Here is a 17,992-nt window from a genome sequence, read left to right on the forward strand (position 1 = left end):
CTAGGAGAATTAGAAATGTCTAAAACAACTATTCTTATCGTGGAAGACGATGCTGGATTACGCGAAGCGTTGTACGACACCCTATTACTAGGCGATTACGATGTTGTAGATGCCGACTGTGCCGAGGCTGCGTTAATGGTCTTAGCGGGTCGAAAGATAGACCTTGTGGTGAGTGACATCCAAATGGGTGAAATGAGCGGCCTTACTTTATTGAAAAGTATTAAGGCGAAATACCCTCAACTGCCTGTATTGTTAATGACAGCGTATGCCACCATCGATGATGCCGTGCAGGCCATGCGAGATGGGGCAACTGATTATCTGTCTAAGCCATTCGCACCTGAAGTGCTACTTAATCTTGTTGGGCGCTATGCACCTGCTCAAAAAGTAGAATCTTGCACGCCTATTGTGGCTGACCCTTCTAGTTTAAAACTACTCGAATTATCAAGAAAAGTGGCGAAGTCAGAAGCGACCGTGATGGTACTGGGTCCAAGTGGTTCTGGTAAGGAAGTACTTTCTCGCTATATACACGATCAGTCTACTCGCGCCGATGCGCCTTTTGTGGCAATTAACTGCGCCGCTATTCCTGAAAATATGCTTGAAGCTACCTTGTTCGGTTATGAAAAAGGCGCGTTTACCGGCGCGATTCAAGCGTGCCCAGGTAAATTTGAACAAGCCCAAGGCGGTACACTGCTATTAGATGAAATTACCGAAATGGATTTAGCACTTCAGGCGAAACTACTTCGTGTTATTCAAGAGCGTGAAGTAGAACGACTGGGTGGGCGCAAAACGATTAAACTAGATGTGCGGGTGATTGCCACCAGTAACCGCGATTTACGTAAAGCGGTAGAGCTAGGAAACTTCCGAGAAGATTTATATTACCGCTTAAATGTTTTTCCTATCACATGGCGGCCACTTGCTGAGCGTCCAGGTGATATTGTACCGCTAGCTGAACACCTGATTAATCGTCACACTAGCGTACAAGGCTTAGGCAATGTTCGCCTCAGTGCCGCTGCACGAAATAAATTGGCGCAATACACTTGGCCAGGTAACGTGCGAGAGCTTGAAAATGTTATTCAGAGGGCACTCATACTGTGTGAAGACGGCAGTATAGAGTCTGGTGACTTAATGATTGATATGGCGGTGCATGACGAGATGGCAGTAAAGCAGGACGAGCCCGAAGATAATAGTCGTTTAGGCTCAGAGCTTCGCCAGCAAGAACATCAAATCATCCTCGATACACTTACCCTGTGTAACGGTAAGCGTAAAGATGTGGCAGAAAAACTCGGTATCAGCCCTCGAACCTTACGTTATAAATTGGCCCGAATGCGTGAAGATGGGATTGAATTACCTGCTTAACATATCAAACTAGCTTGGTAACAAAGAGGGGGCTTTTATTCTTTATTTTAGGCCCTTATTTTTTAGCGGGATATCTACTTTGCTGTAGTGTATCTTGCCTTGCCTTGCCTTGCCTTGCCTTGCCTTGCCTTGCCTTGCCTTGCCTTGCACTTGGTTGTGCGTCACGGTAACGTGCGGAGCGTTTTGCGCTGCTCCGAGCTATTTTACATTGCGCATTTACACCACTTTACACCTATTCACTTTCTTGACGCTATTTCCCCCTCTCTGTCATAAAATTGGCTACTTCCTTAAAAAATTGCGTAAGTCATTGCTTTAAAATGGCTTTTGTATGAATTTTAAAGTTGGCTTGCCACTTGCTAGTAGTCTTATAGTTATAAGTAGTTGTCTTATAGTTAAGTGTTAGTCATCAGAGCGCATTGTCATTAAACGACAATTCCCCATCAATATTCTAAGGAGTGGTTATGGACGTTAAAGCCAATAGTTTATACCAAGAAATGCAGAGCATGATTGGGCAAACTCGTATGCCTTCAAACGAACTTCAACCCTCAAATGAGATTAACCCCTCAGCGAGTGATTTTTCTACCATGCTTAAACAAGCGGTAGATGGGGTTAATGGCATGCAATTAGAATCTAAAGATGCACAACAGCGGTTTGAAATGGGTGACCAGTCATTGAGCCTCGCTGAAGTTATGCTTACAAAAGAGAAAGCAGGCATAGCCTTTGAGGCCACAGTTCAAGTACGAAATAAAGTGCTTGAAGCGTATAAAACCATTATGAACATGCCGGTGTAGTTGGAGTAAGTCATGGCTGAAGCAACAGGCACAAATTTAACCGTTAACGACCCTTCCATGGGGAACGATAACGAGCCTGAGAATAAATCAGGATTCATGGATACCTTAGGCAGTGCTGACATGATGCGCCAGATGGCGCTAGTGGTAGTGCTTGTTATTTGTGTCGCGATTGCAGTTTTTATATTAATTTGGGCGCAAGAGCCTGATTTTCGTCCGTTAGCAAAAATGGAAACCCAAGAGCTTATTGAAACCTTGGATTATATGGACGCCAATCAAATTGAATATCGTTTAGAGGGAAACACGGTATACGTTCGAAGTGACGAATTTCAAACTATACGCTTGGGTATGACACGTCAGGGCTTAACCGGCTCTTCTGATGCTGGTACCGATATTATCATGCAGGACATGGGATTCGGAGTAAGTCAGCGGGTAGAGATGGAACGCTTGAAACATGCCCGTGAACAACAAATAGCCGCCACTATTGAAGATATCTCAAGTATACAAAAAGCACGCGTTTTGTTGGCTATGCCAAAAGAGAACGTATTTGCTCGCCGAGAGAAAAAAGCCTCGGCTACGGTAGTACTTACCGCTAAGCGCGGCAAAGTGATTGCGGGAGAGGAAGTTGACTCAGTTATCGATATTGTGGCGTCAGCGGTACAAAACATGGAGCCATCTGCGGTAACGGTGACCGATAGCAATGGCCGATTACTAAATTCGGGTTCACAAGACTCGCTAAGTGCTCGAGCACGAAAAGAATATGAAATTGAAAGACAGCGCGAACAAGAATACCTAGAAAAAATTGACGCTATTCTTATTCCTGTTTTGGGAATTGGTAACTACACCGCGCAAGCGGATGTGAGTATGGACTTTACTGCACTAGAGCAAACTCAGCGTAGCTATAACCCCGATTTGCCAGCTGTTCGCAGCGAAATGATCAATGAACAAAATAGTGTGGGTGGTGGTGCCATGGGTATTCCCGGCGCGCTAACTAACCAACCGCCGTTAGACTCGAATATTCCTGAAAATCCAGAAGCAGGCGCACAAGCTACTTTGCCAGGAAGTACATCGAAAGTATCTACTCGTAACTACGAACTAGACACCACCATTAGCCATACCAAAAAACAAAGCGGCGTAATCCGCAGGTTAAGCGTATCGGTGGCGGTAGACTATCTTCAAGTTGCTGGTGAAGATGGTACTACGTCGGCAGAGCCTCGCAATCAAGAAGCGTTATTAAACATCCGCCGTTTACTACAAGGCGGTGTTGGATTTGATGTGACTCGTGGCGACTCGTTAGAAGTGGTCAGTGTTCCTTTCACCCGCATGGATGATGGTGTTATTGAAGAAGCGCCAATATGGGAACAGCCGGCATTTTTGCCTATACTTAAGTTAGTCATTGGTGGTTTAGTTATTATTGTGCTTATCATCTTTGTGATAAGACCCATGCTACGTCGCTTGATTAACCCTGACGAGTCGAAAGAAGCTGATGACTTTGATGCAGACGAAGGCCTAGATCTTGGTGACGAAACCATTAATATGCTGTCTACTGACTTCGATGAAGGTCAGGTAGGCTTTGCGGCAGATGGCTCACTAATGTTGCCAGATTTACATAAAGATGAAGACGTATTAAAAGCGGTTCGTGCACTGGTTGCGAACGAACCTGAATTGTCAGCCCAAGTTGTTAAGGGCTGGCTGATGCAAGATGAGTAAGTGAGAGCGTATTATGGCTGAAGAACTTGCCACTACTGAAGAAGCGTCCTATGACGTCAGTAAGCTAGAAGGGGTTGAAAAAGCCGCTATTTTGCTTCTGAGTTTGTCTGAAGAAGACGCTGCACAAATATTAAAACATCTTGAGCCAAAGCAAGTTCAAAAGCTGGGCTCTGAGATGGCAAAAGTGGATGATATGACACAGACAAAAATTACGTCTGTGCATAAACACTTTATTGAAGAGATTCAAAACTACAGTACCATTGGCTTCCAGAGCCAAGACTTTGTTAAGCGAGCGCTCACCGCTGCATTAGGTGAAGATAAAGCGGCTAACTTAATTGACCAAATTCTGATGGGAAGTGGGGCGAAAGGCCTAGATTCATTGAAGTGGATGGACTCGAAGCAGGTGGCCAGTATCATTCGAAACGAGCACCCTCAGATTCAAACCATTGTATTGTCGTACTTAGAGCCAGAGCAGAGTGCCGAAATATTGGCGCAGTTCCCAGAAAAAGTGCGCCTAGACTTGTTAATGCGTATTGCTAACCTTGAAGAAGTTCAGCCTGCTGCACTGCAAGAGCTTAACGAAATCATGGAGAAACAGTTCGCCGGTCAAGCGGGTACGCAAGCGGCTAAAATGGGCGGCCTGAAATCTGCTGCAAATATCATGAACTACCTTGATACCGCTATTGAAGGTCAGTTGATGGATGCCATCCGTGAACAAGACGAAGAGATGAGCCAGCAAATTCAAGATCTTATGTTTGTCTTCGACAATTTAGTCGATGTAGACGACAAAGGCATTCAAGCTATCTTGCGTGAAGTGCAACAAGATGCACTGCTTAAGTCAATTAAAGGCGCCGATGAAGAGCTTAAGAACAAGATTATGAAAAACATGTCGAAGCGTGCGGCAGAAATGCTTAACGACGACCTTGAAGCCCTGGGGCCTGTACGTATATCTGAAGTTGAAACCGCACAGAAAGAAATTCTCTCTGTTGCCAGAAGACTGTCCGATTCAGGTGAAATTATGCTGGGCGGTGGAGGCGGTGAAGAGTTCTTATAACCCTTCATTATTTATTCGCCATTGTGGTTAAAATAGGCCTTTGCGTTAATTTTCCAAAGGCCTCATAAACGTTACCTGGGTAGATTGATGTCATCAAATAAAGGCTTCAGCGACGACGAATTAAATGATGCAAGACCTTGGGATTTGCCCTTCGTTGAACAGCCCGAAAAGCCACAAGATAAAGACAAAACCAATGCGTTAAATTTCCGTTCAGATTGGAAATACGAGCCTCCAGAAGAGGAAGAAGCTGAAATTCTTCCGCCTACTGCACAAGAAATTGAAGCGATTAGACAAGCTGCTCATGATGAAGGCTACGGACAAGGCAAGGCGCAAGGTTTCGAAGAAGGAAAAGCCGAAGGCCTAGAGTTGGGGCTTAGTGAAGGACGTGAGTCTGGACACGCTGAGGGTCTTGAACAAGGGTTAGAAGAAGGTAAGGGCTTAATTTCTGCGCAAGTTGAAGTTTGGCAGCAACTTATTGAAAAGCTTCATACGCCATTATCACAAGCCAACGACGAAACCCGTGACCAATTAGTAAAGCTTGCAGTTACCCTTGCTAAATCGGTGATTAAAACCGAAATCACGTCGAATCATCAAGTGATTTTACAAGCCCTTAGCGAAGGAATGAAAGCCCTGCCGGTAAATCAAACACGGTATCAAATTCATATGCATCCTGATGATATAGCGCTAGTAACTGAACATTATTCGGAAGCAACGTTGAAAGAGAAAGAGTGGCAATTCATTGAAGCGCCTACCATGAAGCGCGGTGGCTGTGACATTGCGACTGAACAAAACGCCGTAGATGTTTCCATAGAACGCCGCTGTCGCGACGTAATCGATAAGTTCATGGTGAATCAGGGTTTATCAGATGAGTAGCCCTTGGCATGCACATTTTGATAGTTTGCAGAAACAAGTGTCATCGCCGCCTATTGTGGCCGCAGGCAAACTGGTCAGAGGCATAGGCCTTACACTTGAAGCTGTTGGGTGCCAATTACCCGTAGGTAGCCAGTGTCTTGTGCAAACCATTGAAGGCGAAATTGAAGCTGAAGTGGTGGGGTTTGGTGCCGATATCACCTATCTTATGCCTACCGAAGCAGTACGGGGCATCGTACCAGGAAGTCGGGTAATGCCACTAAACCGCCAAAGTGGTCTTGCTGTTGGCATGGGGCTGTTGGGTCGTGTGGTTGATGGAAACGGTAACCCTTTAGACGGGCTTGGCGAAATTCAAACTGAAACCCGCGTACCTACTACGCGGCCTCCTATTAACCCCTTAATTCGCCGCGCTATTACCCAACCTATGGATGTGGGTGTTCGCGCCATTAATGCACTGAATACCGTTGGGGTAGGCCAACGTATGGGGCTCTTTGCAGGCAGTGGCGTGGGGAAAAGTGTTTTACTCGGTATGATGACCCGGGGCTGCGAAGCCGATGTGGTTGTGGTTGGCTTGGTGGGAGAACGGGGTCGAGAAGTAAAAGAATTTATCCACGATATCTTAACCGAAGAAGAGCGTGCCCGTGCGGTAGTGGTAGCAGCGCCTGCTGATACTTCACCGTTAATGCGCTTAAAGGGCTGCGAAACGGCAGTTACCATTGCTGAATACTTTCGCGATCAAGGTTTAAAAGTATTACTGCTTATCGACTCTCTTACTCGTTATGCCATGGCCCAACGTGAAATTGCATTAGCAGTAGGTGAACCACCCGCAACAAAAGGCTATCCGCCTTCGGTATTTGCCAGGTTACCCGCATTGGTAGAAAGGGCTGGTAACGGTAGCGAGAAACAAGGGTCTATTACCGCATTTTATACAGTACTTACCGAAGGTGACGATTTACAAGATCCAATCGCCGATGCCGCAAGGGCGATTTTAGATGGTCACGTTGTGTTATCGCGAACGCTCGCTGATAGCGGTCATTACCCCGCCATCGATATTGAAGCATCTATTAGCCGTGTAATGCCTATGGTGGTCAGCGATGAACATCAACAAATGGCACGCAGAGTAAGACAAGTTTATTCGAACTATAAACAAAACCAAGACCTCATTTCTATTGGTGCCTATGCAAAAGGTTCAGATCCTCGCATCGATTTAGCCATTCGTGCAGAGCCTGCAATCAATGCGTTCTTGCAACAAGGTATGAAAAATGTGTTGCCTTATGATGAGTGCCTTGAAGGCATGGCTGCATTAGCGAAAGGCTTAGGGCAAGGGTAATCAATTATGTCTAAACAACTAGAGCGTCTGGCTGAGTTTGAACGAGAAAGAGAGCAGCGCATTGCGCAAATGTTCCAACAAGCGCAGCAAAATGTGATGCAGCAGAAACAAAAGCTGACAAGCCTTGAGCAATATAGAATTGATTACTTAAAAGGCATTCAGCAAACGGGAAAAGCGGGTGTTACTGCTACCCATTATCAACAGCATTTATCGTTTGTAGGCAAATTAGATAAAGCCTGCGAGCAGCAAATGAATGTGATAGCACAGGCTAATATGGCAGCCGATCAACGCAAGCAACTTTGGCTAAAGCAGCAGCAAAAAGTGAAAGCGGTAGAGTTGCTTCTTAATAAACGCCATTTAGCTAAAGTGGCAAAAGAAGCGAGGGCAGAGCAAGCCATGATGGACGAATTTGCCACACAGAAATTTTTTAGAAGCGGAAAAACATTCTTCTAGGCAGTTTATCCAATTTGCTACTTACCCCAAGTCGTTCAATCCTTTCGATTTTTTAAATATCTCGTCGGTTAACCTCCACAATGGAACACTCTTTGCAAACTCACTACTAATTAACGTGTTTATACGCCTAACTTGAATACCGATACGGGAACTTTTATTAGCTAAGTATCGGCCTGCAGCCCACGGACACAGGGGGTGTAGAGATAAAACGATTCAATCTGGGTTTTCATGGTTCTGACTTTCAAAGTCTTAGCAGGACGGTAAAAATATGATGCAACAAGTTGCCGCACAAAAAACAGACATTGCCGCGTTGCCTTTTTCGGCCTCATCAACGGCAAAAGCCGTAGAAGCTGGTATGGGTTCAGAAGATTCATCGCAGAATAATAAAGCGTTTGAAGCGGCTTATATCCAAGCAAAAGAATCGAGTACAAAGTCTCTCGAGGCCCAGAACAAAAGTCATTCCACGCGACACACCAGCGCATCGGTGAACAACAGTACAAACCCTGCTATTGATAAGAAATCCGCTGATAGACATTCTCCCGACCCAGAGAGGGGGAATGTTGATTTACCTCCGGTGAAAGATGATGAAACACAAGCACGAAATGGTGATCAAACAGACAAAAAAGCCCAAGAAGGCGAGTTAACATCACCTGACGAAGGCACGGATGAATTAATCATTGCCGATGCACAGTCACGTCGAATCGACACTGACGCAAAGAAAGATGGCTCACTCCTTATTGATGATAAAGGTACAGGCAAAGAGGACAGCCAAAATGGCGGCGACAACAAAAAAGACTTCTTTGGCGGCCATATTGATTTACCACCAGAAGAGTTAACAAGTATTGGAAACGGGGATAGCGAAAGCCCCACAGATTGGATTGAGTATGTCACATCCATGATGGGCGCGTCTGGCGATGACACCGTTACTTCAGATGCAGAGGCTACCGCAATTACTGATGATTTATTAGACGCAGGCGAGATAGAGGATGCCGAATTAGCCGCGAAGCAATTAGCACAAGCTTTGCTAGCGGGTGATGAATTGGCGGGCGAGGATGTATTAAGTGCGTTGGCGTCTAATAACGGTAGTAACGAAAGCGATGCAGTAGTAACCGGTGCATTAACCTCGAAGAATCTTCCTGAGGATGTTGATACAAGCTCTGCAACAGAAATAACCGCTTATTTAATGAACTTGCTAGAGAATCAAGCCGGTGATGAACTTGGTCAAGATGCAGGCGAAGGGCTTAGTAGTGAAACCTTAGAAGCAATAAAAGCACTCACTGCGGCCTTATTGGCTAAAGCAAATGAAAACACTGCACCGAGCGAAGTCGATACGGGGCAGTCTGAAAAAGTCGACCCCTTAGCTAACCTGCTTGCGCAGTTTTTGGGTGATGCTAGCGAAAATGAAGACGAAAGTTCTGATGCTCAGACGCAAATTTCAGAGCAAGATCTATTAGCCGAACAAGAAGCAAATGAACAAGCCTTGAGTGCCGATGAGGCGTTAGTATTAAGTCTTCTTCAAGAGCAAATTACTGCGCAAACTGACACCAAAGAAGCACTAAATGCAGCGCTAGCTAACGGTGTTTCAAGCCAATCTACTGCAACAACGCAAACGAATAGCAACCCTGTCGATACAGTCTCCACAGAAGCTAGCGATATACTTACCGATAGCCAAGGTGAGTCTTTATTGCAGTCAATTGCGATGATGTCACCAGAAAGTGCACAAAAGGCGGCTGAAGCATTTGCCGAGCGCGTAGCGGCATCTTTACCTACTGCGACAACCGCAGCCCAACAACAAGCGGTTAAGTCTAACTTGATTGCTGGTATTAATGAGTTTCAGCAACAAGTCGCTCAAGGACGGGAGCCTGGGATAGATCTTTCGGCACTTGTGGCCGATGCGGCTTCTGAAGCGGGGTTAACACAAACGCAAATGCAGAATGTAGCGGGGCAAACTGACGTACTAGCAGGGCAGTTTATGCAATTGGTAAACGGTACCCAACAAAGCGCTCATCAAGTACTGCAAAGTGAACTCGTTAGCATTGACTCTCTCATGAATGAAAGTAATCAAGTTCGTGCGGAGTCAACCAAGACCCAGCTTCAATTTGATGGCGCTGACAAACCCGTCAATATTTTAAAGCCCGAAGGTCAGCAACAATTGCATGAGAAAATTCGCTGGATGGTGAATGCGCGAAACAGTATGGCAGAAATTAGGCTCGATCCGCCTGAACTGGGCAGTATGCAGGTACGAGTGAATGTATCGGGTGATGCAGCCAGTGTGAGCTTCATTGTGCAGTCGCAGCACGCTAAAGATGCACTAGCCGATGCCATGCCTAGGTTAAAAGATATGTTAGCAGAGCAAGGCATTAATTTAGGTGAATCAGAAGTGCGTAAAGATAACTCATCACAAAATGGTGATGGAAGTGGCCAGCAACTTGCAGGTAACGGTGTACCTAGCCAAGATATCGACGGTGAGTTCGACGAGGGTTCCACGGTGATAGAGCAGTCTGTCACAAGGGAAGCGAAAGGCGGTATAGACTATTACGCTTAGTAGGTTGATAGCGAAGGCAAAGACTTAAGTAGGGTTGATGTACAATTGCGCTATCTGCTATAAGAACTGCAAATTTATGCAGGCTTACGTTGCCATTTGCGTCGTAAGCCTGATAATACGAGTTCCTCGTGGGATATTGACGGATTAGACATGGCTGAAGAAGAGTTACAGATTGAAGAAGGTGGTAAAAAGAAAGGCAAAATGATGCTGATTATTATTATCGCCGTAGTGTTAGTTGGCGGTGGTGCAGCAGCCTATTTTCTTTTATTTGCTGGTGGTGAAGAGCCTGTAGCTGCAGAGCAACTTGCCGAAACCGACGAGCAGGTGGCCACTGAAGCAGCGGCCCCAGGGGGAAGTGCTGAAGTAGGTACCGCCTTATATGTCGCCATGCCACGCCCTTTCGTTTTTAACGTTCCGGGCTCAGGTCGAGACCGTTTAGTGCAAATTAAAGTGCAGCTTCTAGTGCGAGGCTCAGACAATGAAGAGTTGGCTAAAACCCACATACCGTTGATTGAAGGCACTTTGCTGCAAGTCTTTAGTACATCAAATGCCGATGACTTGGTGACTGAAGCAGGAAAAATTGAACTGCGTGAACAAGCGGTGACTGAAGTACAAAAAGTGCTTAAAGACATCGCGGGAAGTGATGTGGTTGAGCGTGTGCTCTTCACTGGTTTTGTGATGCAATAACAGGTAGATAACTGTGAGTGATTTATTATCTCAAGATGAAATCGATGCCCTCCTACACGGGGTAGACGATGTAGAAGAAGACGAGGTTGGCGAAGCCGACTCCGATGCTTCTACGCTAGAGTACGACTTCTCCTCACAGGATAGGATTGTTCGTGGGCGTATGCCTACGCTTGAAATCGTTAATGAACGCTTTGCTCGTCACATGCGAGTGAGTTTGTTCAATATGATGCGCCGTTCTGCGGAAGTGTCAATTAACGGTATTCAAATGATTAAATTTGGTGAATACATTCATACGTTGTTTGTACCCACCAGCTTGAATATGGTGCGATTTCGCCCGCTTAAAGGTACCGGTCTTATTACCATGGAAGCCCGCTTGGTTTTCATTCTGGTAGATAACTTCTTTGGTGGTGATGGCCGCTATCATGCAAAAATTGAAGGGCGCGAATTTACGCCAACTGAGCGGCGTATTATTCAAATGCTGCTTAAGATTATTTTTGAAGATTACAAAGAAGCGTGGGCGCCAGTAATGGATGTGTCTTTTGAGTATTTAGACTCAGAAGTAAACCCGGCGATGGCGAACATTGTGAGCCCCACTGAAGTGGTCGTGATCAGCTCATTTCACATAGAGCTTGACGGTGGTGGTGGCGATTTCCACGTGTCACTTCCATACTCAATGCTAGAGCCTATCCGCGAATTGCTAGATGCGGGTGTGCAAAGCGATAAAGAAGATACCGATTTGCGCTGGAGTAAAGCACTTCGCGATGAAATCATGGACGTAAAAGTGGCACTGACAACCCACATGCTTGATGTGGATGTGTCATTACGCCAAGTAATGGAATTTAAACCAGGTGAAATTATTCCTGTGGAAATGCCAGAAACCATTACGGTGCTAATTGAAGATTTACCTACGTTCAGAGCTAAGCTAGGTCGTTCACGAGATAACTTAGCCCTGAAGATAGTAGAAAAGATTGCAAGACCGACTTCTGTGAAGTCTGAGTTACAATTATTAACCCGCGGCGGGCGCATTATAGATAATGATGCCGAGCTGCAAGTACTCGAAGAAGACCTGTAAGGTGAGGGGAATATCCCATGAGTGAAGACGGTATGGACGATTGGGCTGCCGCCATGGCGGAGCAAGCCGATTCTGAAGCTGACGATCAGGAAAATGATGATGTTCAGGTTGCAGAACTCGACGAATTAACCGACGACACACCCATAACCCAAGAAGAGAAAAAGAAGCTGGATACCATTTTGGATATTCCAGTCACTATCTCGATGGAAGTAGGGCGTAGTCAAATAAGTATCCGAAATCTGCTACAGTTGAACCAGGGATCTGTGGTGGAGCTGGACCGAGTTGCTGGTGAGCCATTAGATGTATTGGTAAATGGCACGTTGATTGCTCATGGTGAAGTAGTAGTGGTCAACGATAAATTCGGTATTCGGTTAACGGATGTTATTAGTCAAATCGAGAGAATCAAGAAGCTTCGATAAATCTTCTTACATAGCAAGGGGTTGCGCAATGCTGCCCCTTATATTTACGCAAGTAGTGAATGCGCAATCTACCCAATCAATCACTAATCCCACCTCTGTAGTGTCAATTTTTCTATCACTTCTTTTAGTGGTTGGAATTATTTTTGCGCTCGCTTACCTTATGCGTCGATTTAATGTCGGTACCATGGGTGGTGGGCAAATGAAGGTGGTCGCCAGTATGGTGGCAGGCACGAAAGAAAAAATAATGGTTATTCAGGTGGGCGACGAACAACACCTAGTGGGCGTGACCAGTCATAATATTTCCCATTTAAGTAAACTTGAAAAGCACTTAGAAACGCCAGTGGCAAATGGGCAGCAGGGCAGCGGTGACGCATTTAAACAAAAGCTGGTTGCCGCCATGGCAGGTAAGCTGAACCCTTCAATAAAGGAAGATAAAAACGATGCGTAAGTTTTGGACCGCATTTTTTGTAGTGTTAGCTTCTTTGGCGATTGCTGAGCCTGCACTGGCACAGCAAGGCATTTCAGCTGTTACCGTCGTGACTAACGATGACGGTTCGCAAGATTACACCATGACGTTACAAGCGCTGTTTATCATGACAGCGCTCAGTCTTATTCCCGCGTTTATTATGATGATGACGTCTTTTACCCGTATCATAGTGGTGTTATCAATTCTGCGACAAGCCATTGGTTTGCAGCAATCTCCTTCAAACCAAATTTTGGTAGGAGTGAGTTTGTTTCTTTCTATGTTTATTATGGCGCCGGTGTTTGAAGAAATTAATGAGCGGGCATTACAGCCGTATTTGTCTGAGCAAATGACAAGCATGGATGCTATAGAGCAAGCTAAAGGGCCCATGCGTGCGTTTATGTTGTCGCAAACCCGAGTGAAAGATTTAGAAACCTTTGTGCGTATTGCTGGTGATGAGGGGAAATATGCAGATACAGACGAAGTACCGCTAACTATCCTTATTCCTGCCTTTGTGACCAGCGAGCTAAAAACCGCGTTCCAAATCGGATTTATGCTGTTTATCCCGTTTCTTATTATCGACCTTGTTGTGGCCTCAATATTGATGGCAATGGGTATGATGATGCTTTCACCCATGATTGTTTCTTTGCCATTTAAACTCATGTTGTTTGTGTTAGTCGATGGCTGGAATCTCATATTTGGCACACTAGCTACCAGTTTCGGTATGGGTGTGTAGGAGGGCTTATGTCACCAGAAGTCTTTGTTGAAATACTCCGTGAAGCCATGTTTATGGTCATCGTTCTGGTGTCTGCGGTAATTGTTCCAAGCCTCATTGTAGGGTTAGTGGTTGCCGTGTTTCAGGCGGCAACCTCAATTAACGAACAGACCATGAGTTTCTTGCCGCGCTTACTTGTTACACTACTAGCGCTTAGCTGGGGTGGTAACTGGTTAGTACAAAAGTTAATGGACTTCACTTTCCACATGGTAGAAATGATACCTCAGGTTGTTGGTTAATATGGTCGTTGAACTGGCTACCATCAATCAGTTTCTTGCTGATTTAATGCTGCCTTTTATGCGTATTAGTGGCTTATTTGTGGCAATGATTGGCCTAAGCGCACAATCTATTCCCCCACAAGTTCGTGCTCTGCTAGGCATTATGCTTACGCTGATTATTATGCCGGTAGTGCCACCAGCCCCCGTTGATGATTTAGTCAATTTAGGCACCTTTATTCTAGGTATTCAACAGCTATTAATTGGCGTAGCTATCGGGTTTATTTCCATGATGGTGTTAAATACTTTTGTACTGGCTGGGCAAATTATTGCTATGCAAACGGGCTTAGGTTTCGCCTCAATTGTAGACCCAGTCAATGGTATTAACGTCCCGGCCGTAGGGCAGTTTTACTTAATTCTAGCTACCTTGCTTTTTTGGACGTTAGACGGGCATCTATCTATGATCCACATGATTGTGTTGAGCTTTCATGCGTTCCCGATAGGAGAAGCATGGTGGACAGGGGAGCAGTTTAGGGAAATTGCCCACTGGGGCGGGTGGATGTTTATCTCCGCGATTACGCTATCATTGGCGCCCATTGTTTCACTCCTTATTGTGAATTTAGCGTTTGGTGTAATGACCAAAGCGGCACCTCAACTTAATATTTTTAGTATTGGTTTTTCTATTGCACAGGTGATGGGCTTGCTCATCATCTGGATAACCCTAGATAACTTTACCGCGCATTTTGAAACGCAGTGGCTGCGGGCAGAGCAGTTTATGTGTCAACTTCTTAGGATTTGCCCATGAAAATAAGTCAGGTGATACATGGCTGATTCCGATTCTAGCGAAAAAACAGAAGACCCCACGGGGAAAAAACTCGAAGACACTCGAAAAAAAGGGCAGATAGCCCGATCCCGAGAACTATCGACAACTTTAGTGCTGGTGGTCAGTGCCTTTATGTTTTTGTTCGTTGGGGGCTGGATTGCAGAGTCGGTATTCAAGCTGACGCAACGTATGTTCGTTTTGTCGCGAGATGAAACCTACGATACCACCCATATGTTTGGCGCATGGGGCGAAGCCATTTCTACGGTCAGCGTACCTGTATTGGTTTATATGACGGTGGCCATGCTAGCCGGAATATACGGTTCTATCGCATTAGGCGGCTACAACTTTACGTGGGAAGGTGCCAAGTTCAAAGGGTCTAAAATGAGCCCGCTTAGTGGGTTTAAGCGTATGTTTGGCATGAATGGTTTGGTTGAGTTAATTAAATCCATCGCCAAAGTGGTTGTTATCGTTGGGATGGCGTTAGGCGCACTGCTGTTTTTTGAAGATGAAGCGCTACACCTTGATTTAGAGCTGTACCCAGGCAATATTTTTCACGCGTTAGATATACTGAAGTGGGCCTTTATTATGTTGGTTTGCGGCATGATACCTATTGCACTTATTGATGTGCCTTATCAAATGTATAAGCACAACAAAGAAATAAAGATGACTAAACAAGAGGTGAAAGACGAGCGTAAAAACTCTGAAGGTGATCCTTTGGTAAAAGGGCGAATTCGTCGCTTACAGTATCAAGCTGCCACCAAGCGCATGATGCAAGAAGTTCCTCAGGCCGATGTAGTTGTGACCAACCCTACCCATTATTCTGTCGCCATAAAGTATGATGACAGCGGCAATCGCGCCCCAGTGGTTGTGGCAAAAGGTACCGATGAATTGGCGATGCATATTCGTAAAATAGCCACCGCCAACGATGTGCCACTTATTCCATCACCAATGCTAGCCCGCGCAGTGTACTACTCTACTGAAATTGATGGTGAAGTACCTAACGCCTTGTTTATGGCGGTAGCGCAAGTGTTAGCGCACGTTTATCAGTTAAAAGCACACAGAGCGGGTAAAGGAAAACGACCCAAGCCGCTTAAACGTGATTTACCCATACCACCAGAACTGCGCCGCTAAGGCGCTGCTATCAGCTTAAATTAACGCTTAAATCGAAGCTTATAGCGAGCCACTCTTAACTGTAGTTCTGCGAATTGCGGCCCCCACTTACGTTTAATCGGTTTTGTATAAATCTGGCACGGTAGTTGTAATAGTCATTGAAAGATAGCGTTTAGCGTCAATTTTCCGATAGAGAGACTCCCTGCAATGCAGTTATCCGGTTACCTACAGCGATTCGATAAAAGTCAGCTGCAGAACATTACCAGTGGCTTAGGCGCTCCCATTGTTCTTCTTGCCATTATGGGCATGGTTATTCTTCCCATGCCGCCATTTTTACTCGACGTATTGTTCAGCTTCAATATTGCGCTGTCTTTAGTCATTATTTTGGTGGCGGTATTAACCCAAAAACCGGTTGATTTCGGTATTTTTCCCCTTGTGTTGTTGATTGCTACCGTACTGCGGTTGGCGTTAAACGTTGCCTCCACGCGTGTCGTCCTGCTATATGGACATGAAGGCGGGGATGCTGCAGGTAAGGTTATCGAAGCATTTGGTGCTGTGGTAATTGGAGGCAACTATGCGGTGGGGGTGGTGGTCTTTGCTATCTTGCTCATTATCAACTTTAAAGTAGTGACCGCGGGTGCAGGTCGAATTTCAGAAGTAAGTGCTCGCTTTACTCTTGACGCTATGCCAGGTAAGCAAATGGCTATTGATGCCGATTTGAATGCGGGTTATATCGACCAAGATCAGGCGCGTGCTCGCCGAGAAGAAATAACCGCCGAAGCAGATTTCTATGGCTCGATGGACGGTGCGTCAAAATTTGTGAAAGGTGACGCTGTTGCCGGCCTCTTTATCATGCTTATCAATATTGTGGGTGGCCTTTTTATTGGCATGATTCAACACGGGTTAAGTTTTGGAAATGCCATCGAGGTTTACACCATTTTAACCATTGGTGACGGTTTGGTGGCGCAAATACCCTCACTGTTACTGTCTGTGGCTACCGCTATTATTGTTACCCGAGAAAACGAAACCCAAGAAATGGGCAAAGAAATTCGTAGTCAATTGGGTAATAGCCAAGCCCTTTATATTGCCTCTGGTGTGTTATTCGTTATGGGTATTATCCCCGGCATGCCTCATTTAGCCTTTATTGGTTTTTCAGTGCTTATAGCCGGTTACGCCTACTGGCAGGGGGTTGCGGCTAAACGCGAGGCAGAAAAGCCTAAAACCCCAGCAAACATAGTGAAAGATGACACTGTTGCGCCTGAAATAAAAGAGCTTGGGTGGGATGATGTGCAGCATGTCGACACCATCGGCTTAGAAGTCGGGTACCGACTAATCCCCTTAGTAGATAAGTCTCAGGGCGGAGAACTGCTCACTCGTATTAAAGGGGTTCGTAAGAAGTTATCTCAAGAGCTAGGCTTTCTTATTCCACCGGTACACATTCGTGACAATCTAGATTTAGAGCCTAACCTGTACACCATTGCGATGTTGGGTGTAACCATTGGCGATGCGCAAATAAGCCACGATGAAGAGCTTGCGATTAATCCGGGTCAAGTATTTGGCAAACTGGAAGGTCGTGCTACCAAAGACCCTGCCTTTGGCTTAGATGCGGTATGGATCAAACCGAATAAGCGTGAGCATGCGCAAACACTGGGTTATACCGTGGTTGATGCTGCTACTGTGGTTGCTACTCACTTAAGTCAATTGCTGACAAACAACGCCTACCAACTACTTGGACATGAAGAAGCTCAACAGCTACTAGATATGCTAGCCAAGCAGCATCCTAAATTAGTTGAAGGGTTAGTCCCTGATATTCTGCCGTTGAGCACTATCGTTAAAGTGCTGCAAACCTTGCTATTTGAAGGGGTGCCTATTCGTGACATGCGTACCATTGTACAAACCCTGAGCGAATACGGCCCACGTAGCCAAGACCCAGATGTACTGGTGTCTGCGGTACGAATTGCGCTTAAACGTCTAATCACCCAAGAAATTACCCAAGGGGCGAAAGAGATACCCGTCATAACCTTGGCGCCAGAGTTGGAACAGATGTTGCACCAGTCATTACAAGCAGGTGGCGAAGATGGCGCTGGTATAGAACCAGGACTGGCCGATAAGCTGCAAAAATCATTGCAGCAAGCTAGTCAGCAACAAGAATTAGAAGGTGAGCCTGCGGTACTTCTCACTTCCGGTATGTTGCGCCCCGTACTATCTCGCTTCTTAAAGTATTCGGTCGCGGGTTTACATGTACTTTCCTATCAGGAAGTACCCGACGATAAGCAGATAAAAATAGTCAGTTCGGTCGGTCAATAATCTGACACTGGGTGA

17 protein-coding genes are annotated in these 17,992 nt (G+C 45.6%); all 17 read left to right on the forward strand.

Annotated features, from left to right (window positions below):
- Nucleotides 1–15 precede the first annotated feature (15 nt).
- The 17 genes from FLAVO9R_RS05005 (at nucleotide 16) to flhA (ending at nucleotide 17,977) form a co-directional block, all read left to right on the forward strand.
- Nucleotides 16–1,356, forward strand: coding sequence for a sigma-54-dependent transcriptional regulator (locus FLAVO9R_RS05005; protein ID WP_013785108.1), 1,341 nt, complete (start codon nucleotides 16–18; stop codon nucleotides 1,354–1,356).
- Nucleotides 1,357–1,817: 461 nt separating this feature from the next.
- Nucleotides 1,818–2,147, forward strand: coding sequence for a flagellar hook-basal body complex protein FliE (fliE, locus tag FLAVO9R_RS05010; RefSeq protein ID WP_159529367.1), 330 nt, complete (start codon nucleotides 1,818–1,820; stop codon nucleotides 2,145–2,147).
- Nucleotides 2,148–2,159: 12 nt separating this feature from the next.
- Entirely contained in the window at nucleotides 2,160–3,854 is a 1,695-nt protein-coding gene (gene fliF, locus FLAVO9R_RS05015) for a flagellar basal-body MS-ring/collar protein FliF (RefSeq protein WP_159529369.1), read from the forward strand.
- A 13-nt stretch (nucleotides 3,855–3,867) separates the two neighbouring features.
- The gene (fliG, locus tag FLAVO9R_RS05020) at nucleotides 3,868–4,908 is read left to right on the forward strand and encodes a flagellar motor switch protein FliG (protein WP_013785105.1); all 1,041 of its coding nucleotides are present in this window, start codon (nucleotides 3,868–3,870) and stop codon (nucleotides 4,906–4,908) included.
- An 87-nt stretch (nucleotides 4,909–4,995) separates the two neighbouring features.
- A complete protein-coding gene (fliH, locus tag FLAVO9R_RS05025; RefSeq protein WP_159529371.1) occupies nucleotides 4,996–5,781 on the forward strand; it encodes a flagellar assembly protein FliH in 786 nt (261 codons plus the stop codon).
- The gene (fliI, locus tag FLAVO9R_RS05030; protein WP_159529373.1) at nucleotides 5,774–7,108 is read left to right on the forward strand and encodes a flagellar protein export ATPase FliI; all 1,335 of its coding nucleotides are present in this window, start codon (nucleotides 5,774–5,776) and stop codon (nucleotides 7,106–7,108) included. The genes fliH and fliI overlap by 8 nt, the downstream gene beginning before the upstream one ends.
- Nucleotides 7,109–7,114: 6 nt before the next feature.
- Nucleotides 7,115–7,561 (forward strand): flagellar export protein FliJ, encoded by a 447-nt coding sequence (gene fliJ, locus FLAVO9R_RS05035; RefSeq protein ID WP_013785102.1) that lies wholly within the window; start codon nucleotides 7,115–7,117, stop codon nucleotides 7,559–7,561.
- Between the two features lie 268 nt (nucleotides 7,562–7,829).
- Nucleotides 7,830–10,106, forward strand: coding sequence for a flagellar hook-length control protein FliK (locus FLAVO9R_RS05040; RefSeq protein ID WP_159529375.1), 2,277 nt, complete (start codon nucleotides 7,830–7,832; stop codon nucleotides 10,104–10,106).
- A gap of 150 nt (nucleotides 10,107–10,256) precedes the next feature.
- Complete coding sequence (fliL, locus tag FLAVO9R_RS05045) at nucleotides 10,257–10,793, forward strand: flagellar basal body-associated protein FliL (RefSeq protein ID WP_159534395.1); 537 nt, start codon at nucleotides 10,257–10,259, stop codon at nucleotides 10,791–10,793.
- Between the two features lie 13 nt (nucleotides 10,794–10,806).
- Nucleotides 10,807–11,865, forward strand: a complete 1,059-nt coding sequence (fliM, locus tag FLAVO9R_RS05050; protein ID WP_159529377.1) for a flagellar motor switch protein FliM — start codon at nucleotides 10,807–10,809, stop codon at nucleotides 11,863–11,865.
- Nucleotides 11,866–11,882: 17 nt separating this feature from the next.
- Nucleotides 11,883–12,284 carry a flagellar motor switch protein FliN gene (fliN, locus tag FLAVO9R_RS05055; protein WP_013785098.1) on the forward strand — a complete coding sequence of 134 codons (402 nt, stop codon included), beginning with the start codon at nucleotides 11,883–11,885 and terminating at the stop codon, nucleotides 12,282–12,284.
- 28 nt (nucleotides 12,285–12,312) lie between these two features.
- Entirely contained in the window at nucleotides 12,313–12,732 is a 420-nt protein-coding gene (fliO, locus tag FLAVO9R_RS05060) for a flagellar biosynthetic protein FliO (protein ID WP_062087066.1), read from the forward strand.
- Complete coding sequence (gene fliP / locus FLAVO9R_RS05065) at nucleotides 12,725–13,483, forward strand: flagellar type III secretion system pore protein FliP (RefSeq protein WP_159529379.1); 759 nt, start codon at nucleotides 12,725–12,727, stop codon at nucleotides 13,481–13,483. Before fliO ends, fliP begins: the two co-directional genes overlap by 8 nt.
- Before the next feature lie 8 nt (nucleotides 13,484–13,491).
- On the forward strand, nucleotides 13,492–13,761 hold the full coding sequence (gene fliQ, locus FLAVO9R_RS05070) for a flagellar biosynthesis protein FliQ (RefSeq protein ID WP_013785095.1): 270 nt from the start codon (nucleotides 13,492–13,494) through the stop codon (nucleotides 13,759–13,761).
- A gap of 1 nt (nucleotide 13,762) precedes the next feature.
- Entirely contained in the window at nucleotides 13,763–14,542 is a 780-nt protein-coding gene (fliR, locus tag FLAVO9R_RS05075; protein ID WP_159529381.1) for a flagellar biosynthetic protein FliR, read from the forward strand.
- Between the two features lie 18 nt (nucleotides 14,543–14,560).
- Nucleotides 14,561–15,691 (forward strand): flagellar biosynthesis protein FlhB, encoded by a 1,131-nt coding sequence (gene flhB / locus FLAVO9R_RS05080; RefSeq protein WP_159529383.1) that lies wholly within the window; start codon nucleotides 14,561–14,563, stop codon nucleotides 15,689–15,691.
- Between the two features lie 186 nt (nucleotides 15,692–15,877).
- The gene (flhA, locus tag FLAVO9R_RS05085) at nucleotides 15,878–17,977 is read left to right on the forward strand and encodes a flagellar biosynthesis protein FlhA (RefSeq protein WP_013785092.1); all 2,100 of its coding nucleotides are present in this window, start codon (nucleotides 15,878–15,880) and stop codon (nucleotides 17,975–17,977) included.
- Nucleotides 17,978–17,992 lie beyond the last annotated feature (15 nt).

It is taken from the genome of Alteromonas sp. 38, from assembly GCF_902506055.1.
Classification (GTDB): domain Bacteria; phylum Pseudomonadota; class Gammaproteobacteria; order Enterobacterales; family Alteromonadaceae; genus Alteromonas; species Alteromonas lipotrueae.